Source organism: Pelomonas caseinilytica (assembly GCF_021353235.1).
GTDB lineage: Bacteria > Pseudomonadota > Gammaproteobacteria > Burkholderiales > Burkholderiaceae_C > Pelomonas > Pelomonas caseinilytica.
Window position 1 is genome coordinate 95,706 of sequence record NZ_JAJTWT010000002.1, and the last position, 20,070, is coordinate 115,775.

At 69.3% G+C, this 20,070-nt stretch carries 11 protein-coding genes; 4 read left to right on the top strand and 7 right to left on the bottom strand.

The genetic code is table 11. The features are described 5' to 3' along the window. Window positions 1-199: 199 nt before the first annotated feature. Window positions 200-10,525, top strand: coding sequence for a hypothetical protein (locus LXT12_RS04325; protein WP_233389836.1), 10,326 nt, complete (start codon window positions 200-202; stop codon window positions 10,523-10,525). Window positions 10,526-10,998: 473 nt separating this feature from the next. Here the strand turns inward: LXT12_RS04325 and LXT12_RS04330 are convergent, their stop codons facing one another. Then, complete coding sequence (locus tag LXT12_RS04330) at window positions 10,999-12,051, bottom strand: GSCFA domain-containing protein (protein WP_233389838.1); 1,053 nt, start codon at window positions 12,049-12,051, stop codon at window positions 10,999-11,001. Continuing rightward, window positions 12,035-12,847 carry a hypothetical protein gene (locus tag LXT12_RS04335; RefSeq protein WP_233389840.1) on the bottom strand — a complete coding sequence of 271 codons (813 nt, stop codon included), beginning with the start codon at window positions 12,845-12,847 and terminating at the stop codon, window positions 12,035-12,037. The genes LXT12_RS04330 and LXT12_RS04335 overlap by 17 nt, the downstream gene beginning before the upstream one ends. 132 nt (window positions 12,848-12,979) lie before the next feature. On the opposite strand from LXT12_RS04335, the gene LXT12_RS04340 reads away from it, so the two are divergent. Genes LXT12_RS04340 through LXT12_RS04350 form a run of 3 tightly spaced genes read left to right on the top strand, consistent with a single transcriptional unit; the run spans window position 12,980 to window position 15,100 of the window. Continuing rightward, on the top strand, window positions 12,980-13,621 hold the full coding sequence (locus LXT12_RS04340; RefSeq protein ID WP_233389842.1) for a glycosyltransferase family 32 protein: 642 nt from the start codon (window positions 12,980-12,982) through the stop codon (window positions 13,619-13,621). Continuing rightward, a complete protein-coding gene (locus tag LXT12_RS04345; RefSeq protein WP_233389844.1) occupies window positions 13,618-14,301 on the top strand; it encodes a class I SAM-dependent methyltransferase in 684 nt (227 codons plus the stop codon). The genes LXT12_RS04340 and LXT12_RS04345 overlap by 4 nt, the downstream gene beginning before the upstream one ends. A gap of 7 nt (window positions 14,302-14,308) precedes the next feature. Then, a complete protein-coding gene (locus LXT12_RS04350; protein ID WP_233389846.1) occupies window positions 14,309-15,100 on the top strand; it encodes a glycosyltransferase family 2 protein in 792 nt (263 codons plus the stop codon). Window positions 15,101-15,743: 643 nt separating this feature from the next. On the opposite strand, the gene LXT12_RS04355 is transcribed toward LXT12_RS04350, so the two are convergent. Genes LXT12_RS04355 through LXT12_RS04375 form a run of 5 tightly spaced genes read right to left on the bottom strand, consistent with a single transcriptional unit; the run spans window position 15,744 to window position 20,029 of the window. Next, window positions 15,744-16,415, bottom strand: coding sequence for a glycosyltransferase (locus LXT12_RS04355; protein ID WP_233389848.1), 672 nt, complete (start codon window positions 16,413-16,415; stop codon window positions 15,744-15,746). Then, window positions 16,415-17,395, bottom strand: coding sequence for a glycosyltransferase family A protein (locus LXT12_RS04360; RefSeq protein WP_233389849.1), 981 nt, complete (start codon window positions 17,393-17,395; stop codon window positions 16,415-16,417). Before LXT12_RS04360 ends, LXT12_RS04355 begins: the two co-directional genes overlap by 1 nt. Then, window positions 17,392-17,979 carry a GNAT family N-acetyltransferase gene (locus LXT12_RS04365; RefSeq protein WP_233389851.1) on the bottom strand — a complete coding sequence of 196 codons (588 nt, stop codon included), beginning with the start codon at window positions 17,977-17,979 and terminating at the stop codon, window positions 17,392-17,394. Before LXT12_RS04365 ends, LXT12_RS04360 begins: the two co-directional genes overlap by 4 nt. Continuing rightward, entirely contained in the window at window positions 17,979-19,073 is a 1,095-nt protein-coding gene (locus LXT12_RS04370; protein ID WP_233389853.1) for a DegT/DnrJ/EryC1/StrS family aminotransferase, read from the bottom strand. The genes LXT12_RS04365 and LXT12_RS04370 overlap by 1 nt, the downstream gene beginning before the upstream one ends. Next, complete coding sequence (locus LXT12_RS04375) at window positions 19,073-20,029, bottom strand: WxcM-like domain-containing protein (protein ID WP_233389855.1); 957 nt, start codon at window positions 20,027-20,029, stop codon at window positions 19,073-19,075. The genes LXT12_RS04370 and LXT12_RS04375 overlap by 1 nt, the downstream gene beginning before the upstream one ends. Between the last annotated feature and the right edge of the window lie 41 nt (window positions 20,030-20,070).

Below are 20,070 nucleotides of genomic sequence, written 5' to 3' on the forward strand. Positions count from 1 at the left end.
CTTACCTCAAGTCAAGCCCGCACGGCCCGATAACCGACTGAAGCTCAAAAAACCTTGGGTTACAGCCTTGGCCGCGTGCGGCATGGCCGTGCCCGGGCGAGAGAGAAGGCCCTCGGCGTCGGGGGCGGGTCCGATACGACGCGCGGCCGCTGCCTGAACCCAGTCAGCGGCCACCAGCACAACAGCAGGTGAAAAAACCATGGCAACCGTCATCCCGTTCATTCCCGTTTCGAAGATTCCCGGCCTGTCCACGACGACGATCCGGGACTTCACGACCGAAGACTGGGCGGCCTTCAGCACGGACCAGCTGATTGCGCTGACGACGGCCCAGGCCGCAGTCATCACGTCGACCGGGCTGTCCGTGCTGAACAGCGACCAGATCCGCGCCTTCCAGACCGAGGACCTGCGCTCCATCACGACGAGTTCCCTCCAGGGCCTGACCTCGGACCAGGTCGGCGCCCTGACCACCGACCAGCTGCAGGGGATGAGCAGCGGCCAGGTGGCGGCGCTGTCGGGCAACCAGCTCAAGGGCTTCAACGCGGCCGACATGGTCGCCCTGACCTCTGGCCAGGTCAGCGCCCTGACGACGGCCCAGGTGTCCAGCCTCTCGACCGACCAGCTCTCGGCGCTCGAGAACGCCGACATGAAGTTCCTGTCGACGACGGCGCTGCGCTCCCTGTCCAACGCCCAGCTCGACGGGCTGACCAGCGACCAGCTCCGCGCCCTGACCACCGGCCAGGTCGCCGCCCTGACCACCGCGCAGATCAACGGCCTGAACACCGACGACCTGAACGTCTTCACCACCGACCAGGTCGCCAAGCTGACGACCGGCCAGGTCGCCGCGCTGAGCGCCAACCAGGTCGGCCACCTGGCCACCGACAGCCTCAACGCCATGGGCTCGGCCCAGTTCAGCGTGCTGACCTCCGCCCAGGTCGGCGCCCTGACGACCGACCAGCTGTCCAAGATGGAGACGGCCGACCTGCGCGCCGTCACCACCGGCGCCCTCGCCGGCCTGAGCTCCGACCAGGTCAACAGCCTGACCACCGACGAGGTGGCCAACCTCGGCACCAACCAGATCGCCGCCCTCTCGGCCAACCAGGTCAAGGGTCTGACCGCCGGCGACATGACCGCCCTGTCGTCTGCCCAGGTGGCCGTGCTCGGCTCCGCCCAGGCCCAGGCCCTGAGCACCGACCAGCTCTCGGCCATCGACGCCGCCGACATGAAGGCGCTGAGCACGGTCGCTCTGCGTTCCCTGTCCAACGCCCAGCTCGACGGCCTGACCAGCGACCAGCTCCGCGCCCTGTCCACGGGTCAGATCAATGCCCTGACCACGGCGCAGATCAACAACCTGAATTCCGATGACCTGAACGTCCTGACGAGCGACCAGTTCGCCAAGCTCGGCACGGCCCAGGTCGCGGCGCTCAGCGCCAACCAGCTCAGCCACCTGGCCAGCGACAGCCTGAACGCGATGACGTCCGCGCAGTTCGGCGTCATGACCTCCACCCAGATCGGCGCGCTGACGACCGACCAGCTCAGCAAGATGGAGACGGCCGACCTGCGCGCCGTCACCACCGGTGCCCTCGCCGGCCTGAGCTCCGACCAGATCAACAGCCTGACCACCGACGAGGTGGCCAACCTCGGCACCAACCAGATCGCCGCCCTGAGCGCCAACCAGGTCAAGGGCCTGACCGCCGGCGACATGACGGCTCTCGGCACCGCCCAGGTCGCCGTGCTGACCACCGCCCAGGTGCAGGCGCTCAACACCGACCAGCTCTCGGCCATCGACGCCGCCGACATGAAGGCGCTGTCCACCAACGCGCTGCGGGCGATGTCCAACGCCCAGCTCGACGGCCTGACCAGCGACCAACTGCGCGCCCTGAGCACCGGCCAGGTCAATGCCCTGACCACCGCCCAGATCAACGGCCTGAACACCGACGACCTCAATGTGCTGACCAGCGACCAGTTCGCCAAGCTCAGCACCGGCCAGGTCGCGGCCCTCAGCGCCAACCAGCTCAGCCACCTGGCGACGGACAGCCTGAACGCCATGGGTTCGGCCCAGTTCGCGGCCCTGACCTCCACCCAGTTCGGCGCGCTGACCACCGACCAGCTCAGCAAGATGGAGACGGCCGACCTGCGCGCCGTCACCACCGGCGCCATGGCCGGCCTGAGCTCCGACCAGATCAACGGCCTGACGACCGACGAGGTCGCCAACCTGACGACGGCCCAGGTGGCCGCCCTCTCGGCCAACCAGGTCAAGGGCCTGACGGCCGGCGACATGACGGCCCTCGGCACCGCCCAGGTCGCCGTGCTGACCACCGCCCAGGTGCAAGCGCTGAGCACCGACCAGCTCTCCGCCATCGACAACGGCGACATGAAGGCCCTGAGCACGACGGCCCTGCGCGCCCTGTCCAATGCCCAGCTCGACGGCCTCACCAGCGACCAACTGCGCTCACTGACCTCAACCCAGGTCAACGCCTTGACCACGGCCCAGGTCAACGCGATGAACACCGATGACCTGAACAGCTTCACCAGCGACCAGTTCAACAAGCTGTCCACCAGCCAGGTTGGCGCCCTGACCGCCAACCAGCTCAGCCACCTCGCCACCGACAACCTCAACGCGATGGGCTCGGCCCAATTCGCGGCCCTGTCGTCCTCGCAGTTCGGCTCGCTCACGACCGACCAGCTCTCCAAGATGGAGACGGCCGACCTGCGCGCCGTCACCACCGGCGCCCTCGCCGGCCTCACCAGCGACCAGGTCAACAGCCTGACCACCGACGAGGTCGCCAACCTCGGCACCGCCCAGGTGGCGGCCCTCTCCGCCAACCAGGTCAAGGGCCTGACGGCCGGCGACCTGTCGGCCCTGTCCTCGGCCCAAGTCGGCGTGCTGACCTCCGCCCAGGTCGCTGCGCTGTCGACCGACCAGATCGCCGCCATCGACGCCGCCGACATGAAGGCCTTGTCGACCGCGGCCATCCGTGCCCTGTCCGTGGCCCAGCTCGACGCGCTGACCAGCGACCAGCTGCGTGCCCTGACCAGCACCCAGCTCAACGCCATGACGACGGCACCCCAGATCGCCGGCATCACGACCGACGACCTCAACGTGCTGACGACGGACCAGATGGCCCGGCTGTCCACCGCCCAGGTCCAGGCCCTCACGGCCAGCCAGCTCGGCAACCTCGGCACCGACAACCTCAACGCGCTGACCACCGGCCAGTTCGCGGTGCTGAGCTCCACCCAGCTCGGCGCGCTGACGACCGACCAGCTCTCCAAGCTCGAGACGGCCGACCTGCGCTCCGTGACGACGGGCGCCCTCTCGGCCCTGAGCTCGGACAAGATCAACGCCCTGACCAGCGATGAGGTCGCCGGCCTCACCACCGCCCAGGTGGCCTCGCTGTCGGCCAACCAGGTCAAGGGCCTGACGGCCGGCGACATGACGGCCCTGGGCACCGCCCAGGTCGGTGTGCTGACCACCGCCCAGGTCCAGGCCCTGAGCACCGACCAACTCGTCGGCATTGAGACCGGCGACATGAAGTCGCTGTCCACCAATGCCCTGCGCGCCCTGTCCAACGCCCAGCTCGACGGTCTGACGAGCGACCAGCTGCGCGCCCTGACGACCGGCCAGGTCAACGCCCTGACCACCGCCCAGATCAACGGCCTGAACACCGATGACCTGAACGTCCTCACGACCGACCAGTTCGCCAAGCTGGCCACCGGCCAGGTCGCGGCTTTGAGTGCCAACCAGCTCAGCCACCTGGCGACGGACAGCCTCAACGCCATGGGCTCGGCCCAGTTCGGCGTGCTGACCTCGACGCAGTTCGGCGCGCTGACCACCGATCAGCTCAGCAAGATGGAGACGGCCGACCTGCGCGCCGTCACCACCGGCGCCCTCGCCGGCCTGAGTTCCGATCAAGTCAACAGCCTGACCACCGACGAGGTCGCCAACCTGACGACGGCCCAGGTCGCCGCCCTGTCGGCCAACCAGGTCAAGGGCCTCACCGCCGGCGACATGACGGCCCTCGGTACCGCCCAGGTCGCCGTGCTGACGAGCGCCCAGGTCCAAGCCCTGAGCACCGACCAGCTCTCCGCCATCGATGCCGGCGACATGAAGTCGCTGACCACGACCGCACTGCGGGCGATGTCCAACGCCCAGCTCGACGGTCTCACGAGCGACCAGCTGCGCGCCCTGTCAACCGGCCAGGTCAACGCGCTGACGACGGCGCAAATCAACGGCCTGAACACCGATGACCTGAACGTCCTCACGACCGACCAGTTCGCCAAGCTGGCCACCGGCCAGGTCGCGGCCCTCAGCGCCAACCAGCTGAGCCACCTCGCGACGGACAGCCTCAACGCCATGGGCTCGTCGCAGTTCGCGGTGCTGACCTCGACCCAGTTCGGCGCGCTGACCACCGACCAGCTCAGCAAGATGGAGACGGCTGACCTGCGTGCCGTCACCACGGGCGCCCTCGCCGGCCTCACCAGCGACCAGGTCAACAGCCTGACGACGGACGAGGTCGCCAACCTGACGACGGCTCAGGTCGCCGCCCTGTCGGCCAACCAGGTCAAGGGCCTGACGGCCGGCGACATGACCGCCCTGGGCACCGCCCAGGTCGCCGTGCTGACCACGGCCCAGGTCCAGGCGCTCAACACCGACCAGCTCTCGGCCATCGACGCCAGCGACATGAAGGCGCTGACGACCAATGCGCTGCGGGCGATGTCCAACGCCCAGCTCGACGGCCTCACGAGCGATCAGCTCCGCGCCCTCTCCACCGGCCAGGTCAATGCGCTGACGACGGCACAGATCAACGGCCTGAACACCGATGACCTGAACGTCCTCACGACCGACCAGTTCGCCAAGCTGGCCACCGGCCAGGTCGCCGCGCTCAGCGCCAACCAGCTCAGCCACCTGGCGACCGACAACCTCAACGCCATGGGCACCGCCCAGTTCGGCGTGCTGACCTCCACCCAGTTCGGCGCCCTGACGACCGACCAGCTCTCCAAGATGGAAACGGCCGACCTGCGTGCCGTGACCACCACGGCCATGGCGGGCCTGAGCTCCGACCAGATCAACAGCCTGACGACCGACGAAGTCGCCAACCTCACCACCGCCCAAATCGCGAAGCTGTCGGCCGCCCAGGTCGCGGGCCTGACGGCCGGCGACATGACGGCCCTCGGCACCGCCCAGGTCGCCGTGCTGACGAGCGCCCAGGCCCAAGCCTTGAGCACCGACCAGCTCTCGGCCATCGACGCCAGCGACATGAAGTCGCTGACCACGACCGCCCTGCGTGCCCTGTCCAACGCCCAGCTCGACGGCCTCACCAGCGACCAGTTGCGTGCGCTGACGACCGGCCAGGTCAATGCCCTGACCACCGCCCAGATCAACGGCCTGAACACCGATGACCTGAACGTGCTGACCAGCGACCAGTTCGCCAAGCTGGCCACCGGCCAGGTCGCCGCACTCAGCGCCAACCAGCTCAGCCACCTGGCGACCGACAACCTCAACGCCATGGGCACCGCCCAGTTCGCGGTGATGTCGTCCACCCAGTTCGGCGCGCTGACCACCGACCAGCTCAGCAAGATGGAGACGGCAGACCTGCGCGCCGTCACCACGGGCGCGATGGCGGGCCTCAGCTCCGACCAGATCAACGGCCTGACCACCGACGAGGTCGCCAACCTGACGACCGCCCAGGTCGCCACGCTGAGCGCCAACCAGGTCAAGGGCCTGACGGCCGGCGACATGACGGCTCTCGGTACCGCCCAGGTGGCCGTGCTGACCACGGCCCAGGTGCAGGCGCTCAACACCGATCAGCTCTCCGCCATTGATGCCAGCGACATGAAGTCGCTGACGACCAATGCGCTGCGGGCGATGTCCAACGCCCAGCTCGACGGCCTCACGAGCGATCAGCTCCGCGCCCTCAGCACCGGCCAGGTCAACGCCCTGACGACGGCACAGATCAATGGCCTGAACACCGACGACCTGAACGTCCTCACGACCGACCAGTTCGCCAAGCTGGCCACCGGCCAGGTCGCGGCCCTGAGCGCCACCCAGCTCAGCCACCTGGCGACGGACAGCCTGAACGCCATGGGCACGGCCCAGTTCGGCGTGCTGACCTCGACCCAGTTCGGCGCGCTGACGACCGACCAGCTCTCCAAGATGGAGACGGCCGACCTGCGCGCCGTCACGACCGGCGCCCTCGCCGGCCTGTCCAGCGACCAGGTCAACAGCCTCACCACCGACGAGGTGGCGGGCCTGGGCACCAACCAGGTCGCCGCGCTGAGCGCCAACCAGGTCAAGGGCCTGACGGCCGGCGACATGACGGCCCTGGGCACCGCCCAGGTCGCCGTACTGACCACCGCCCAGGTCCAGGCCCTGAGCACGGACCAGCTCTCGGCCATCGACGCCAGCGACATGAAGGCGCTGACCACGACCGCGCTGCGGGCGATGTCCAACGCCCAGCTCGACGGCCTCACGAGCGACCAGCTCCGTGCCCTCTCCACCGGCCAGGTCAACGCCCTGACCACCGCCCAGATCAACGGTCTGAACACCGATGACCTGAACGTCCTCACGAGCGACCAGTTCGCCAAGCTGGCCACCGGCCAGGTTGCCGCCCTGAGCGCCAACCAGCTCAGCCACCTGGCCACCGACAACCTCAACGCCATGGGCACCGCCCAGTTCGCGGTGATGTCGTCCACCCAGTTCGGCGCGCTGACCACCGACCAGCTCAGCAAGATGGAGACGGCCGACCTGCGCGCCGTCACCACGGGCGCGATGGCGGGCCTCAGCTCCGACCAGATCAACGGCCTGACGACGGACGAGGTCGCCAACCTGACGACCGCCCAGGTCGCCACGCTGAGCGCCAACCAAGTCAAGGGTCTGACGGCCGGCGACATGACGGCCTTGGGCACCGCCCAGGTGGCCGTGCTGACGAGCGCCCAGGTCCAAGCCCTGAGCACCGACCAGCTCTCCGCCATCGACGCTGGCGACATGAAGTCGCTGACCACGACCGCGCTGCGGGCGATGTCCAACGCCCAGCTCGACGGCCTCACGAGCGATCAGCTCCGCGCCCTCAGCACCGGCCAGGTCAACGCCCTGACGACGGCCCAGATCAACGGCCTGAACACCGACGATCTGAACGTCCTCACGAGCGACCAGTTCGCCAAGCTCGCCACCGGCCAAGTCGCGGCCTTGAGCGCCAACCAGCTCAGCCACCTGGCCACCGACAACCTCAACGCCATGGGCTCCGCCCAGTTCTCGGTGCTGACCTCGGCGCAGTTCGGCTCGCTGACCACTGACCAGCTCAGCAAGATGGAAACGGCCGACCTGCGCGCCGTGACCACCACGGCCATGGCCGGCCTGAGCTCCGACCAGATCAACGGCCTGACGACCGACGAGGTGGCCAACCTGACGACGGCCCAGGTCGCCGCGCTGAGCGCCAATCAGGTCAAGGGCCTGACGGCCGGCGACATGACGGCTCTCGGTACCGCCCAGGTCGCCGTGCTGACGAGCGCCCAGGCGCAAGCCCTGAGCACCGACCAGCTCTCGGCCATCGACGCCGGCGACATGAAGGCGCTCTCGACCACGGCCCTGCGCGCCCTGTCCAACGCCCAGCTCGACGGCCTGACGAGCGACCAGCTGCGCGCCCTGAGCACCGGCCAGGTCAACGCCCTGACGACGGCACAGATCAACGGCCTGAACACCGATGATCTGAACGTCCTCACGACCGACCAGTTCGCCAAGCTGGCCACCGGCCAGGTCGCCGCCCTCAGCGCCAGCCAGCTCAGCCACCTGGCGACGGACAGCCTCAACGCCATGGGCTCCTCGCAGTTCGGCGTGCTGACCTCGACCCAGTTCGGCGCGCTGACGACCGACCAGTTGTCGAAGATGGAAACGGCCGACCTGCGCGCCGTCACCACCGGCGCCCTCGCCGGCCTGTCCAGCGACCAGGTCAACAGCCTCACCACCGACGAGGTCGCCAACCTGACCACCGCCCAGGTCGCCGCCCTGTCGGCCAACCAGGTCAAGGGCCTCACCGCCGGCGACATGACGGCCCTGGGCTCGGCCCAGGTGGGCGTGCTGACGACGGCCCAGGTCCAGGCCCTGGGTACCGACCAGCTCGCGGCCATCGACGCGGCCGACATGAAGGCGCTGAGCACCAACGCCCTGCGCGCCCTGTCCAACGCCCAGCTCGACGGCCTCACGAGCGACCAGCTCCGCGCCCTCAGCACCGGCCAGGTCAATGCCCTGACGACGGCCCAGATCAACGGTCTCAACACCGACGACCTGAACGTCCTCACGACCGACCAGTTCGCCAAGCTGGCCACCGGCCAGGTCGCGGCCCTGAGCGCCAGCCAGCTCAGCCACCTCGCGACCGACAGCCTCAACGCCATGGGCTCCTCGCAGTTCGGCGTGCTGACCTCGACCCAGTTCGGCGCGCTGACGACCGACCAGTTGTCGAAGATGGAAACGGCCGACCTGCGCGCCGTCACCACCGGCGCCCTCGCCGGCCTGTCCAGCGACCAGGTCAACAGCCTGACGACGGACGAGGTCGCCAACCTGACGACGGCCCAGGTCGCCGCCCTGTCGGCCAACCAGGTCAAGGGCCTCACGGCCGGTGACATGACGGCCCTGGGCTCGGCCCAGGTCGGCACCCTCGGCTCGGCCCAGGTGCAGGCGCTGAGCACCGACCAGCTCTCGGCCATCGACGCCGCCGACATGAAGGCGCTGTCTACCACCTCGCTGCGTGCCCTGTCCAACGCCCAGATCGACGGCCTCACCAGCGACCAGCTGCAGGCGCTGACGACGGCGCAGGTCAACGCGCTGACGACGGCCCAGCTGTCGGCGATGAACACCGACGACCTCAACGCCTTCACGACCGACCAGTTCGCCAAGCTGGCCACCGGCCAGGTCGCGGCCCTGACGGTGACCCAGATGGGCCATCTGGAGACCGATGACCTGAACGCCATGGGCAGCGCACAGTTCGCCGTGCTGAGCTCGACGCAGATCGGCGCCCTGGTGACCGACCAGCTCCACGCCCTGGAGACGGCCGACCTGCGCGCCGTCCAGGCTGCCTCGCTGGGCCTGCTCAGCTCCGACCAGATCGCCTCGCTGACGACCGACCACGTCGCCGCGCTGACGACGGCCCAGGTGCAGGCGCTGTCGGCCGGCCAGATCCACGGCCTCTCCGCCGCGGACATGACGGCCATGACGTCCGGCCAGGTCGCCGTGCTGACGACGGCCCAGGTCCAGGCCCTGTCGACCGACCAGATCTCGGCCATCGATTCCGATGACCTGCGCGGCCTGTCGACGGCCTCCATCCAGGCCATCACCGACGTGCAGCTCGGCGCGCTGACGACCGACCAGTTGACCGGCCTGGGAGGACGCGTCTCGGTGCTGACGACCAGCCAGATCGCCCACCTGGCGACCGACGACCTGAACAGCTTCACCGCGTCGCAGTTCGCCGTCATGACCTCCAACCAGGTGCACGCCTTCACCAACGCCCAGGTGGCCGCGCTGGAGACCGACGACCTGCGCGCCCTGAACACGGCCAACATCGCCGCGATGACGAATGCGCAGGTCCAGGCCATCACGACCGACCAGTTCGTGACGCTGAAGGACACGCAGATCACCGCGCTGACGACGGCCCAGGCCGCGGCGCTGACGACGGATCAGGTCCACGCCTTCACGACCGACCAGATCCACGGGCTGGAGACGCGCGACATCGCTGCGATGAGCATGAGCCAGCTCGACGCCCTGACCGGCTCGGCCATCGGCGAGATGACCTCGGCCCAGCTGAACGCCTACTTCGCGGTCACCCCGATCGCGCTGGACCTGGACGGCCATGGCGTCAACACGCTGTCCGCCTCCAACGGCGTCAACTTCGACCTGCTGGGCACCGGCCAGACCCACAAGGTCGGCTGGGTCGCCGGCGGCGACGGCTTGCTGGTGATGGACCGCAACCACGACGGCGTCATCAACAACGGCAACGAGCTGTTCGGCATGGGCACCGTCCTGGCCAACGGCAAGCATGCCAAGGACGGCTACGTCGCCCTGGCCGAGCAGGACACCAACCACGACGGCAAGCTCGACCTGCACGACGCCAACTGGAAGGACCTCAAGGTCTGGGTGGACGGCAACCACGACGGCAAGACCGACGCGGGCGAGCTGAAGTCGCTGGAGGACCTGGGCATCGTCTCGATGGACCTCAACGCGACCAAGGGCGGTGGCACCGACAACGGCAACCTCGTGGGGCTGATCTCCAGCTACACGACGACCGACGGCGCCCAGCACCAGATGGCCGACGTGTGGTTCACCAAGGACGTGCAGCCGCAGCAGCCCGAGCATGCCCACACGACGCCGGTCAGCCTGACCGACGTGCTCGCGGCACCGACGGCCCCGCTGCTGGCGGCCGAACATGTGGACCTGTCCAAGGCCGCGGCCCTGCACTCGCCCGACGCCCACCTCGCGGCCATCGACCGCAAGCTGGCCGAGGACGACGAGCAGCGCCGCAACAACGCCGGCTTGATCTGATCTCCTGACGCACGGCCCGAGGCCGTGCCCCGTCCAGGAGTCTGCGCGGCAGAGCGTGGCACCCGCGCCGGGGCGAGTTGCGGGGCCAGGCCAGGCGCCGGCGAGGCGTGGGTCGGGACCCACAACGAGCCGGCAACGCCGCATGGCCCCGCAAATCGCCCCGGCCCTAAGGGTTGGGCCTGGCTGGGGCGCATGCGGCGTTGCTCGTCGTTGCGGGCACGAGCCCGCGGCCTCCTCGCGCCTTGCCTGCGCCCCAGCCAGGCCCAACGCGGGTGCCACGCTCTGCCGTGCAGACTCCTAGCCCCGCCGGAGTGATCCGGCGGGGCCTGGCTTCATTGGGCGATGGTCAAGCTGGTCTGTGCCCGGCGTCGACGAGGGCATACGCCAGGCCGCGGATGAACCAGGCCGTTTCAGCCCATGCCGGCCAGGGAGGCCGGGCAGCGGAGCCGTGCGGAAGCGGGGTCAGGGCCGGTTCAGGGCCGGTCGTTCAGCAGTTCCTCGCACTCGACCTGGGCGGCCGCGGCGGCGCTGGCGGCGATGGCGGTGGGCGCCGCGGCTTCGGCCGGCTTGGCGCCAGCGTCGACGAAGGAGGCCGCGAACTGCCGCATCACGTGGTCCACGCCCCGGGGGGAGACCTCGCGCAGGTCGCCCTCCAGGTACTGCCCGAAGCTCTGGGCCGAGGCGATGATCTCGAAGGACGGAAAGTAGTCCACCTCGTCGTGGGCGTCGGCGAAGCGGCCGGCCACGGCGCGCAGCACCGCCTTGGAATAGGTCGACGCCACGAGGACGGGCTGGCCCGTGGCCGTGGCCACCAGCGGCACCGGCGAGACGGTGACGATCCAGCGCATGCCGGGGTTCACGCCGGCGACGAAGGCCCGCACCCATTCGAGGTCGGCCAGGATCTCCGGGTAGTCGAAGTTGACGAAGGCATGGCGGGCCGGGTCGAACTCGCCCGCCGCCGTGCCCGGGCAGACCGGGAAGACGATGCCGCTGCCCTGCTCCACCCAGGCCTCGGTGAGGCCGAGGGTGAAGACGAAGACGTCGCACTCGCTGAACAGCCGCCTCACCTGGGCCAGGTGCCAGGCCCGGTCGGCGCGCAGGTCGGCCAGCGAGTCGTAGCCGCCCGGCTGGATGCGCGGGCGCAGGCCATCGAAGAGGCGGGCGCCCTCGGCCAGCACCGGCGGGTCGCCCTCGCGCAGGCCGAAGGCGAACTCGACCAGTTGGCGCAGCTGGCGCACCGTGTAGACGTTGGCATAGCGGGCCGAGAACACGCCGTACTGCAGCTCGCGCGCGCGCTCGGCGGTGAGGCCGGCGGGCGGCTGCTCCACCACCCAGTGGCTGAGGCCGAAGCCCTGCAGCCGCCGCGCCATGTGCTGGGCGAAGCAGGAGCCGGCCGTGGCGATCTTCATCGCCGGGGTCAGCTTGAACTTGGTGCTGGGCTTGAAGTCGAGCTGCGTCCAGGCCTGGGCGCTGACGGTCTTGCGCCAGAAGGCCTGGGGCGGCATCTGCTCATAGGGATGCGACATGAGCAAGCACCTCGCGGATCTGTTGGGCCAGCAGTTCGGCGTAGCGCTCGTTACCATGCAGGCAGCCGCGCGCGAATTCGGCCTTGAGGCCGCCGTGGTCGGTCAGCGCGCCGGCCGGCGGGGGGAGGCTGGCGATGCCCACCTGGGCCAGGCGCTGATTCAGGTCGGCGTACATCAGCTGGTATATGCGCTGGCGCATGGCGAAGGGCTTGATGCCGTGGACGGCGAACAGAGGGCCGAAGGCCTCGGGGTTGGCCTCGATGTGCTCGTGCGACTCCACCGGTGGCGGCGCGGGCACGTGGACGATGCAGGCACGCGGGAACTGCTGGCGCAGGACCAGGTGGGTCGTCCACAGCGGCTCGGCGATCTGGCGCACCCAGCCCAGGGCATCGGCGCGCGACATCCAGCGCCGCCCAGCTTCCATCCGGCCGTCGTCGCCGATGAAGTCCGCATGCGATGGGTCGTCCACCAGGGCTGCGACGGCAAACTCCTGGCCGCGCAGCAGCGAGAAGATGACCTCGGTCTCCGGCGGGATATGGGCCAGTACGCCCGTCAGCACCTCGGGGATGTAAAGCACCCCCTCCTTGAGCATCGGCGGCGGACCGGCCACCGGCGTGTTGTAGAGCACATGCTCGCCGCGCCAGCCCGTGGGGGGGCCGATGTCAATAGGCTCCCGGAAAGGCAGGCCGGTCGACCAGACCGAGCGGTACTTGGCCGAAGACACGGGCGCGATGTAACGGTCGATCAGGCCGAAGAGATGCGAGCTGCCGATGGCGACGAAAAGCCTGGGCGTCATGATGTTGCGGCAAGCATAGGCGAGGCTCGTCGCCCACACGGAGGGAAAAAGGGCGAACAATGAATCTCAGTTCCGGATTAGCGACGCCAGGCAGCGGCCGCATACTGCGACAGATAGGCTCAGGAGCGCACCATGATCCCTAAGACCCTGCACATCATCTGGGTCGGCGACGAATCCAAGCGGCCAGACAACTGCATTGACACCTGGCGGGTCCACAACCCCGACTGGGAGCTCCGGATCTGGGGCAATGCCGAGCTGATGTCCTACGGCTGGTACAACGCCGACCACATTCGCGCCATGTCAGGCCGCGAGCTCAACGGTGTGGCCGACATCATGCGCTGGGAAATCCTGTTCCGCGAGGGGGGCTTCGTCGTCGACGCGGACAGCATCTGCCGCCGCCCGCTGGAGCCCTGGCTGTTCGACTGCGAGGCCTGCGCCTGCTGGGAGAACGAGATCATTCGTCCCGGCCTGATCGCCGCTGGTTATGTCGCCTCCGAGGCACAGAACCCCTTCTTCCGCCAGCTCATCCTGGATCTGAAGGAAAAGCCCACCGTCATCGACCGCATGGCCTGGCAGAGCGTCGGCCCGCTCTACCTGACCGAGGCCCATCGCAAATACCACTACATCGACCTGACGGTGTGGCCCAGCCACTTCTTCATCCCCCAGCACTACTCCGGCATCCGCTACAGCGGCAAGGGGCCTGTGTTCGCCGACCAGGAATGGGGCAGCACGCGCCGGAACTACGACGAGTTGCACACACGGAGCGTGGCATGAGCGAGATGACGGCTTCCCCAGAGACCGAGCGCGGCCCCAGGCCGGCCCTGTGCCAGCCCGAAGGGCTGCCGCCGGTGTCGGCCCTGGAGCGCGCCCACGCGCCCTATTTCGTGCAGCGTATCCCGGTCAGCCGCAACCTGATGGGCCACCCGCGCGTGCATGTGCTGCAGGAGATGTGCCGCGGCAAGCGCGTGCTGCATGTGGGCTGCGTCGACTGGCCCATCACCGACCTGAACCGCTCCCTGCACCTGCAGCTCGACCAAGTCTGCCGGCTCGACGGCTTCGACATCCACGACGAAGCCTTCCCCCACATGCTGCCGCATCTGAAGGGCCGGCTGTTCTCGTCCTGGGATCAGGTCACCGACGATTACGACCTAGTGCTGGTACCCGAGGTGCTGGAACATGTGCCCGACGTGAAAGGATTCCTGGAACAGATCGACCGCGTCGGCGCCAGGGAATACGTCATCACGGTGCCCGACGCCTTCAGCTGCTTTGCGCGCCACTTCGATTACCAGGCCGGCGCCGACACGTTCGTCGAGGTCATCCATCCCGACCACAACTGCTGGTACACGCCCTACACCCTGGCCAACGTCATCCACAAGTACACGACGCTGGATTTGCAGGGCATCTGGTTTTTCAACAACATCTCGCTGCTGGCCATCGCCCGCCGCAAGGCTTGAGATCGCGATGCAGCCCTTTTTCTCCATCGTCATGGCCACCCACCACCGGCCGGCGACGCTGGCGCGGGCCCTCGCCTCGCTGCGAGCCCAGTCCTGCGCCGACTTCGAGATCCTGCTGGTGGCCGACGCCCTGGATGCCGAGACGGCCGCCGTCGTCGCCCGCGACCTCGGCCCTGCTGACAGCTTCGTCAAGCGCACCGGCCCGAGCGGCCCGGCGGCCAGCCGCAACCAGGGCCTGGCCCTGGCGCGCGGCGAGTGGGTCGTCTTCCTGGACGACGACGACAGCTTCGAGCCCCATCACCTCGCCACGCTCAAGCCCCACTGCGAGCGGCCCGGTGCCCAGGTGCTCTTCACCGACGTGACGGTCGTCACGGAGGACCGCGCGCAGCCGGGCATCCCCGAGCTGGGCCGCCAGGCCGGCTCCTTCGCCGCGGCGGACGTGAGCACGCTGTGGGTCAAGAACTTCATTCCCCTGCACTGCCTGGCCTACCGGCGCAGCCTGCTGCAGGGCCTGTCCTTCGATGCCCACCTGGCCTCGCAGGAGGACTGGGACTGGCTGCTGGGCGTGTGTTCACGCGCCATGCCGGTCCACGTGGCCGGTGGCGGCGCGGTGATGCACAAGGACTACATCAACGCCGGTGCGCGGCGGGGGCAGCAGGAGGCGTCGAACAACACGACGGTGGTGCTGGACTTCCTGCACGTGTACCGGCGGTGGCCGGCGCCGACGGGGGCCTTGAAGGATGCGCGGGCGGGGTTGTTGAAGGGGGTGGGGTTGGCGTTGCCGGTGGAGTGGTTCTAAGGGGATGCTTTTGCCGGGAGCCCTGTGGCTCGTTGCACCGTGCCGGGAGTTCGCCCCGGCGGGCGACCTACTTTCTGGCCCGCCAGAAAGTAGGCAAAGAACGGCCCCTGCAAAACCGCCCACCCTGCGGGTGGGTTCCCTGCGATGCTCGAAGCCCGGGGCCGCGCCCAACTCGCTTCGTTCACTGCGTTCACTACGCTCAGACAAAGGGGCGCGAAGTCAGTTGTTGAAGCGTGCTGCGCACGCGCCCCGGGCTTCTGCGCTTCTCGGCGGTTTAGAAGGGGAAGCCCCGAACAGCCGAAACAGCCAACAGCCAAACGCGCCAGCCGGCTGGCGCCGGCTGTTCCTTCACTCCCCCTTTGAGCCCGCCGAGGAGCGCAGCACCTTGAGGCCGCGTGCGCAGCACGCTTCAAGTTCTGACTCCGCGCAACTGTTTGAGCGGAGCGTAGCGAAGCGAGTTTTGCGCGGGGCCTCGAGGTGCGAGCACCGCAGGGAACCCCGCCGCGCAGCGGCGGGGCAGGCGGTTCGGGGGCGGTTTCTTTGCCTACTTTCTTGGGCGCCCAAGAAAGTAGGTCGCCCGCCGGGGCGAACTCCCGGCACCGGCCTCGCCATCAACCCCAAGCAACGCGGAGCGGAGAACCTTTCACTCCCCCCACTTCCCCAAATACCGCTTGTAGTTTTCCACCCAGGCATTCGACCCGAACCCGCCCTCGCTCTGGTGCGTGATCGCCACCGGCCACGTCGCCAGCCGCAACCCCGCCGCCCGGGCCGAGCGGCAGAAGTCCATGTCGTAGAAGTGGAAGTCGAAGCGCTCATCGAAGCCCACCTGCCGGGCGCGCAGCACGTCGCGCCGCGCCGCGAGCAGCACGCCGTCGAGCAGCTCGCACTCCGCCGGCACCGGGCCGAAGGCCGAGATCTGGCCGAAGGGCGACGGGCCGTGGGACACCACGCCGCTGAGGTTGGCACGCTCGTCCCACTCGAACTTGAGGCTGGGGAAGGCCCAGGACGGCTGGCCCGGGACGCGGCGCTTGTTGCCGGCCACGCCGATGACGTCGAAGGCATGCACCGCCGCCATGACGTGCTCGAAGAAGAAGAAGTCGTCCAGCCAGACGTCGTCGTGGATGAAGACCAGCACGGGCGAGGCGTCGGCCGCGGCGATGCGCTCGTTGTAGAGGGCCGGCAGGCCGCGACTGTTCTCGAAGAAGACGCGGGGCTTGAGCCGGTCGTCGTGGGCCATGCGGCGCAGGGACAGGCCCAGGGCCGAGCGGCCCCAGAACTCGTCGGCCGTCATCCGCGTGGCACAGACGAGATCCATCACGACGGCGCCCTCGCGACCGGCTCGGCCCCGCAGTAGGCATGCCAGGCAGCGACGTAGGCGGCCTCGGCGGCCTCCGAGTCGCCCAGCGACAGGGCCAACCGGGCCAGCTCGCACATCGGCGCGTCGCCGGCGTAGTGCTGCAGCACCAGCAGGCCCATGCGGCGGGCCACGTCGGTGCACTGCGCGGCGTTCAGGTGGCCCAGGCGCTTGCCCGCCACGGCCAGGGCGATCCAGGCCAGCAGGCCGAGCTTGAAGATGCGCCCGGTCGGCTGGGCGGTGTTCTGCTCGGGGCTGGTGCGGAAATAACCGAGGTGCTCGTTGATGAAGACGACCGGCGCCTGCTGGCTGGCGGCGAGGAAGGTGCCGATGTCCTCCAGCCCGGTGTAGGCCACGCCGCCGAGACGCGCGCCCAGCAGCACCTCGCGCATGCCGGCGCGCAGCGTGGCGTTGGACAGCTCGCCCAGCCAGTTGTTGACGCCGGGCACGGTCAGCGAGAACAGCAGGCCAGCGCTGATCGTGGCCATGCGCTGCATCTGCTCGGCCAGCGGCGCCGGGACGGGCAGGCTGGCGATCGGCTGCCCGGACTCCAGCGCCGTCCAGCGCCGGCTGACGGCGCAGCTCGCCTGCACGAGGCGGTGGGCGCGGGCATGCTGCTCGTAGAAGTGCGGGTAGGGGATGTCGTCGTCGAGCTGCAGGTGGAAGAACTCTGTCTCTCCGCGGTAGAGCTGGAGCAGGTTCTTGAAGTTGGCCCAGGCGCCCTGGCGCGGGCCCGGCACGACCTCGATGCTCAAGGCCGGGTAGGCGGCGCGGGTGGACGCATTGCCCAGCGCGGCGACGAAGGCCTGGTCGGGGCTGTCGTCCGAGAAGACGACGCGCGCCGGCGGCAGGGTCTGGCTCTGCAGCGCCAGCAGCAGCTCGCCCAGGTATTTGGGCTTGTAGGCCGGCACCAGGACGGTGACGTCGAAGCGTGCCGTCATGCCGCCGCTCCGTCGGGCGCGCGGGGCACGACGGTGATGCCGTCGGGCAGGTATTTGCGGTACTTGTCGAACGAGGCGCGGATGGCGTCCTCCGAGATCGAATAGAACAGGTCCTCGCCGGCCTGGCCGGTGCGCGTGGCGCCGAAGCGCTCGTGGAACTTCCAGACCGACTCGTTGCCCACGCGCACGCTGAAGTGCGATGCCGTGAAGCCGAGCTGCAGCGCGTAGGCGTAGACCATCAGCGCCGACTCGACGGCGAAGCCGCTGGGCCGTCCGTCCGCCAGAATCCACGAGCCCCAGCTGAACGACGCCCCCTGCGGGTCGTAGAGGCGGACGGTGCCATGGCGCGTACCGTCGCGGTCCTCGATGATGAAGTAGACCTGGCTGTCGTCGCGCGCATAGGCCTCCAGCCAGGCCCGCTGCGCGGCCACGTCGGGTGAGGTGGCCGAGAGGTAGCGGCCCTTGGCCGGGTCGGTGCGCAGGCCGACGATGAACTCGGCATCGTCGGGCCGGGCGTCGCGCATCACGATGTGCTTGCCCAGCACGCGGGCGGGCTTGACGAGGGTGGGGGCGGGCGACGTCATCAGGCGTGGCGACGCACGGCGTCGATGACGGTATCCACCTGGGCGTCCGTCATGCCCGGCCACAGCGGCAGGCTGAGCACCTCGCGGTGGATGGCCTCGGTGATGGGGAAGCGGCCTTCGCCCAGGCCCAGCTCGGCATAGGCCGGCTGGCGGTGCGGCGGCACGGGATAGTGGATGAGGGTGCCGACGCCCTCCTCGGCCAGCGCGCGCTGCAGCCGGTCGCGGTCGGGGTGGCGGATGACGAAGAGATGCCAGGCGGGCTCGGCCTGGGCGGGCACGTGGGGCAGGCCGACCGGCGCGCCGGCCAGGCCGTCCAGCAGCCGGGCGGCGATGCGGCGGCGCTCGGTGGTCAGGGTGTCGAGCTGCGGCAGCTTGGCGGACAGCACCGCCGCCTGCATCTCGTCCAGGCGAGAGTTCAGGCCCTTGACCTCGTTGTGGTACTTGACCCGCGAGCCGTAGTTGCGCAGCACGCGCACGCGCTCGGCCACGGCGGCATCGTCGGTCGTCAGGCCTCCGCCGTCGCCCATGGCGCCGAGGTTCTTGCCGGGGTAGAAGCTCCAGGCCGAGGCGTCCGCCAGGCTGCCGACGATGCGGCCGTTCCAGCGCGCGCCATGGGCCTGGGCGCAGTCGTCCAGCAACTTCAGGCCGTGCTGGCGGGCGATGGCGCCGATGGCGTCCATGTCGGCCGGCTGTCCGTACAGGTGCACGGGCAGGATGGCGCGCGTGCGCGGCGTGACGGCGGCGGCGATGCGGGCCGGGTCGAGGTTGTAGGTGCGCGGGTCGGGCTCCACCGGCACGGGCGTCGCCCCGCACTGGCTGACGGCCAGCCAGGTGGCGATGTAGGTGTTGGCCGGCACGATGACCTCGTCGCCCTCCCCCACGCCGAGGGCGAGCAGGCCCAGGTGCAGCGCGTCCAGCCCGTTGCCCAGGCCGACGGCATGGCGGCTGCCACAGTAGGCTGCCCACTGCGCCTCGAAGGCTTCAAGCTCCTTGCCGAGGATGAACCAGCCACTGGCGGCCACGCGGGCCAGTGCGGTGTCGATGGCCTCGCGCGAGGCGGCGTAGGTGGGTTGGAGGTCGAGGAAGGGCAGCATCAGGTGGGCGCCTTGCCGATGGCGGCGAGGAATTCGTCGTAGTCGCGGATGTAGTCGGCCGCGTCGTAGGTGTCCGAGGCCAGCACCAGCAGCACGGCGTCGGGCGAGAAGCGGTACTGGATGCCCCAGACCATGGGCGGGATGTGCAAGCCCACCTTGGCGCTGTCCAGCCGCAGTTCGTCGCGGTGCCGGCCGTCGTCGAGCACGATGGTGCAGCTGCCCTTCACGCAGATGAGGAACTGGTGGCAGGCCTTGTGGGCGTGCTCGCCGCGCACCTCCTCGCTCGGCACGTCGTAGACGATGAAGAAGCGCTGCGGCGTGAACGGCAGGTGGGCGTCGATCTCGCCGAAGCTCAGGGCCCCGCGCAGGTCGACGATCTTGGGCAGGGTATGCAGGCGCGCGCCGCGCGCCTGCAGCTCGGGCAGCTGCTCGCCCAGGCGCTGCGCCGAGATGGCGGTGCCGCCGACCTGCACCTCGGGCGTGTCCATGTAGCCGACGATGCGGGCCGGGTTGCCGGCCACGATGGCCCGCGGCGGCACGTCGCGCGTGACGACGGCACCGTCGCTGACCAACGCCCCCGGGCCGATGGTGACGCCGGCCCGGATGGTGCAGTTGGCGCCGATGCTGGCACCGGCGCGCACGCGGGTCTTGAGGTACTCGGGCGGCTTGCGCTTGCTGCGCGGCGCGGGGTCGTTGCTGAAGGCGGTGTTGGGGCCGACGATGACGTCGTCTTCGAGCGTCACGCCGTCCCACAGGTGCACGCCGCTCTTGAGCGTGACCCGGTCGCCGAGGACGACTTCGTTCTCGATGAAGATGTGGTCGGCGAGGTTGCAGTCGGCCCCGATGCGGGCGCCAGGCAGCACGTGGACGAAGGCCCAGATGCGCGTGCCCGGCCCGATCTGCGTGGACTCCACGAGGGCGTGCGAGTGCACGAAAGCGCCGCTGCCAACCGTCATCGATTCGTCTCCCATGCTGTGTCGGGTTTCAGTATGCCTCG

Coding starts and splice junctions, on each gene's coding strand:
- LXT12_RS04325 (WP_233389836.1), top strand. CDS start 200: ATGGCAACCGTCATCCCGTTCATTCCCGTTTCGAAGATTCCCGGCCTG.
- LXT12_RS04330 (WP_233389838.1), bottom strand. CDS start 12,051: ATGTCGCATCCCTATGAGCAGATGCCGCCCCAGGCCTTCTGGCGCAAG.
- LXT12_RS04335 (WP_233389840.1), bottom strand. CDS start 12,847: ATGACGCCCAGGCTTTTCGTCGCCATCGGCAGCTCGCATCTCTTCGGC.
- LXT12_RS04340 (WP_233389842.1), top strand. CDS start 12,980: ATGATCCCTAAGACCCTGCACATCATCTGGGTCGGCGACGAATCCAAG.
- LXT12_RS04345 (WP_233389844.1), top strand. CDS start 13,618: ATGAGCGAGATGACGGCTTCCCCAGAGACCGAGCGCGGCCCCAGGCCG.
- LXT12_RS04350 (WP_233389846.1), top strand. CDS start 14,309: ATGCAGCCCTTTTTCTCCATCGTCATGGCCACCCACCACCGGCCGGCG.
- LXT12_RS04355 (WP_233389848.1), bottom strand. CDS start 16,415: ATGGATCTCGTCTGTGCCACGCGGATGACGGCCGACGAGTTCTGGGGC.
- LXT12_RS04360 (WP_233389849.1), bottom strand. CDS start 17,395: ATGACGGCACGCTTCGACGTCACCGTCCTGGTGCCGGCCTACAAGCCC.
- LXT12_RS04365 (WP_233389851.1), bottom strand. CDS start 17,979: ATGACGTCGCCCGCCCCCACCCTCGTCAAGCCCGCCCGCGTGCTGGGC.
- LXT12_RS04370 (WP_233389853.1), bottom strand. CDS start 19,073: ATGCTGCCCTTCCTCGACCTCCAACCCACCTACGCCGCCTCGCGCGAG.
- LXT12_RS04375 (WP_233389855.1), bottom strand. CDS start 20,029: ATGACGGTTGGCAGCGGCGCTTTCGTGCACTCGCACGCCCTCGTGGAG.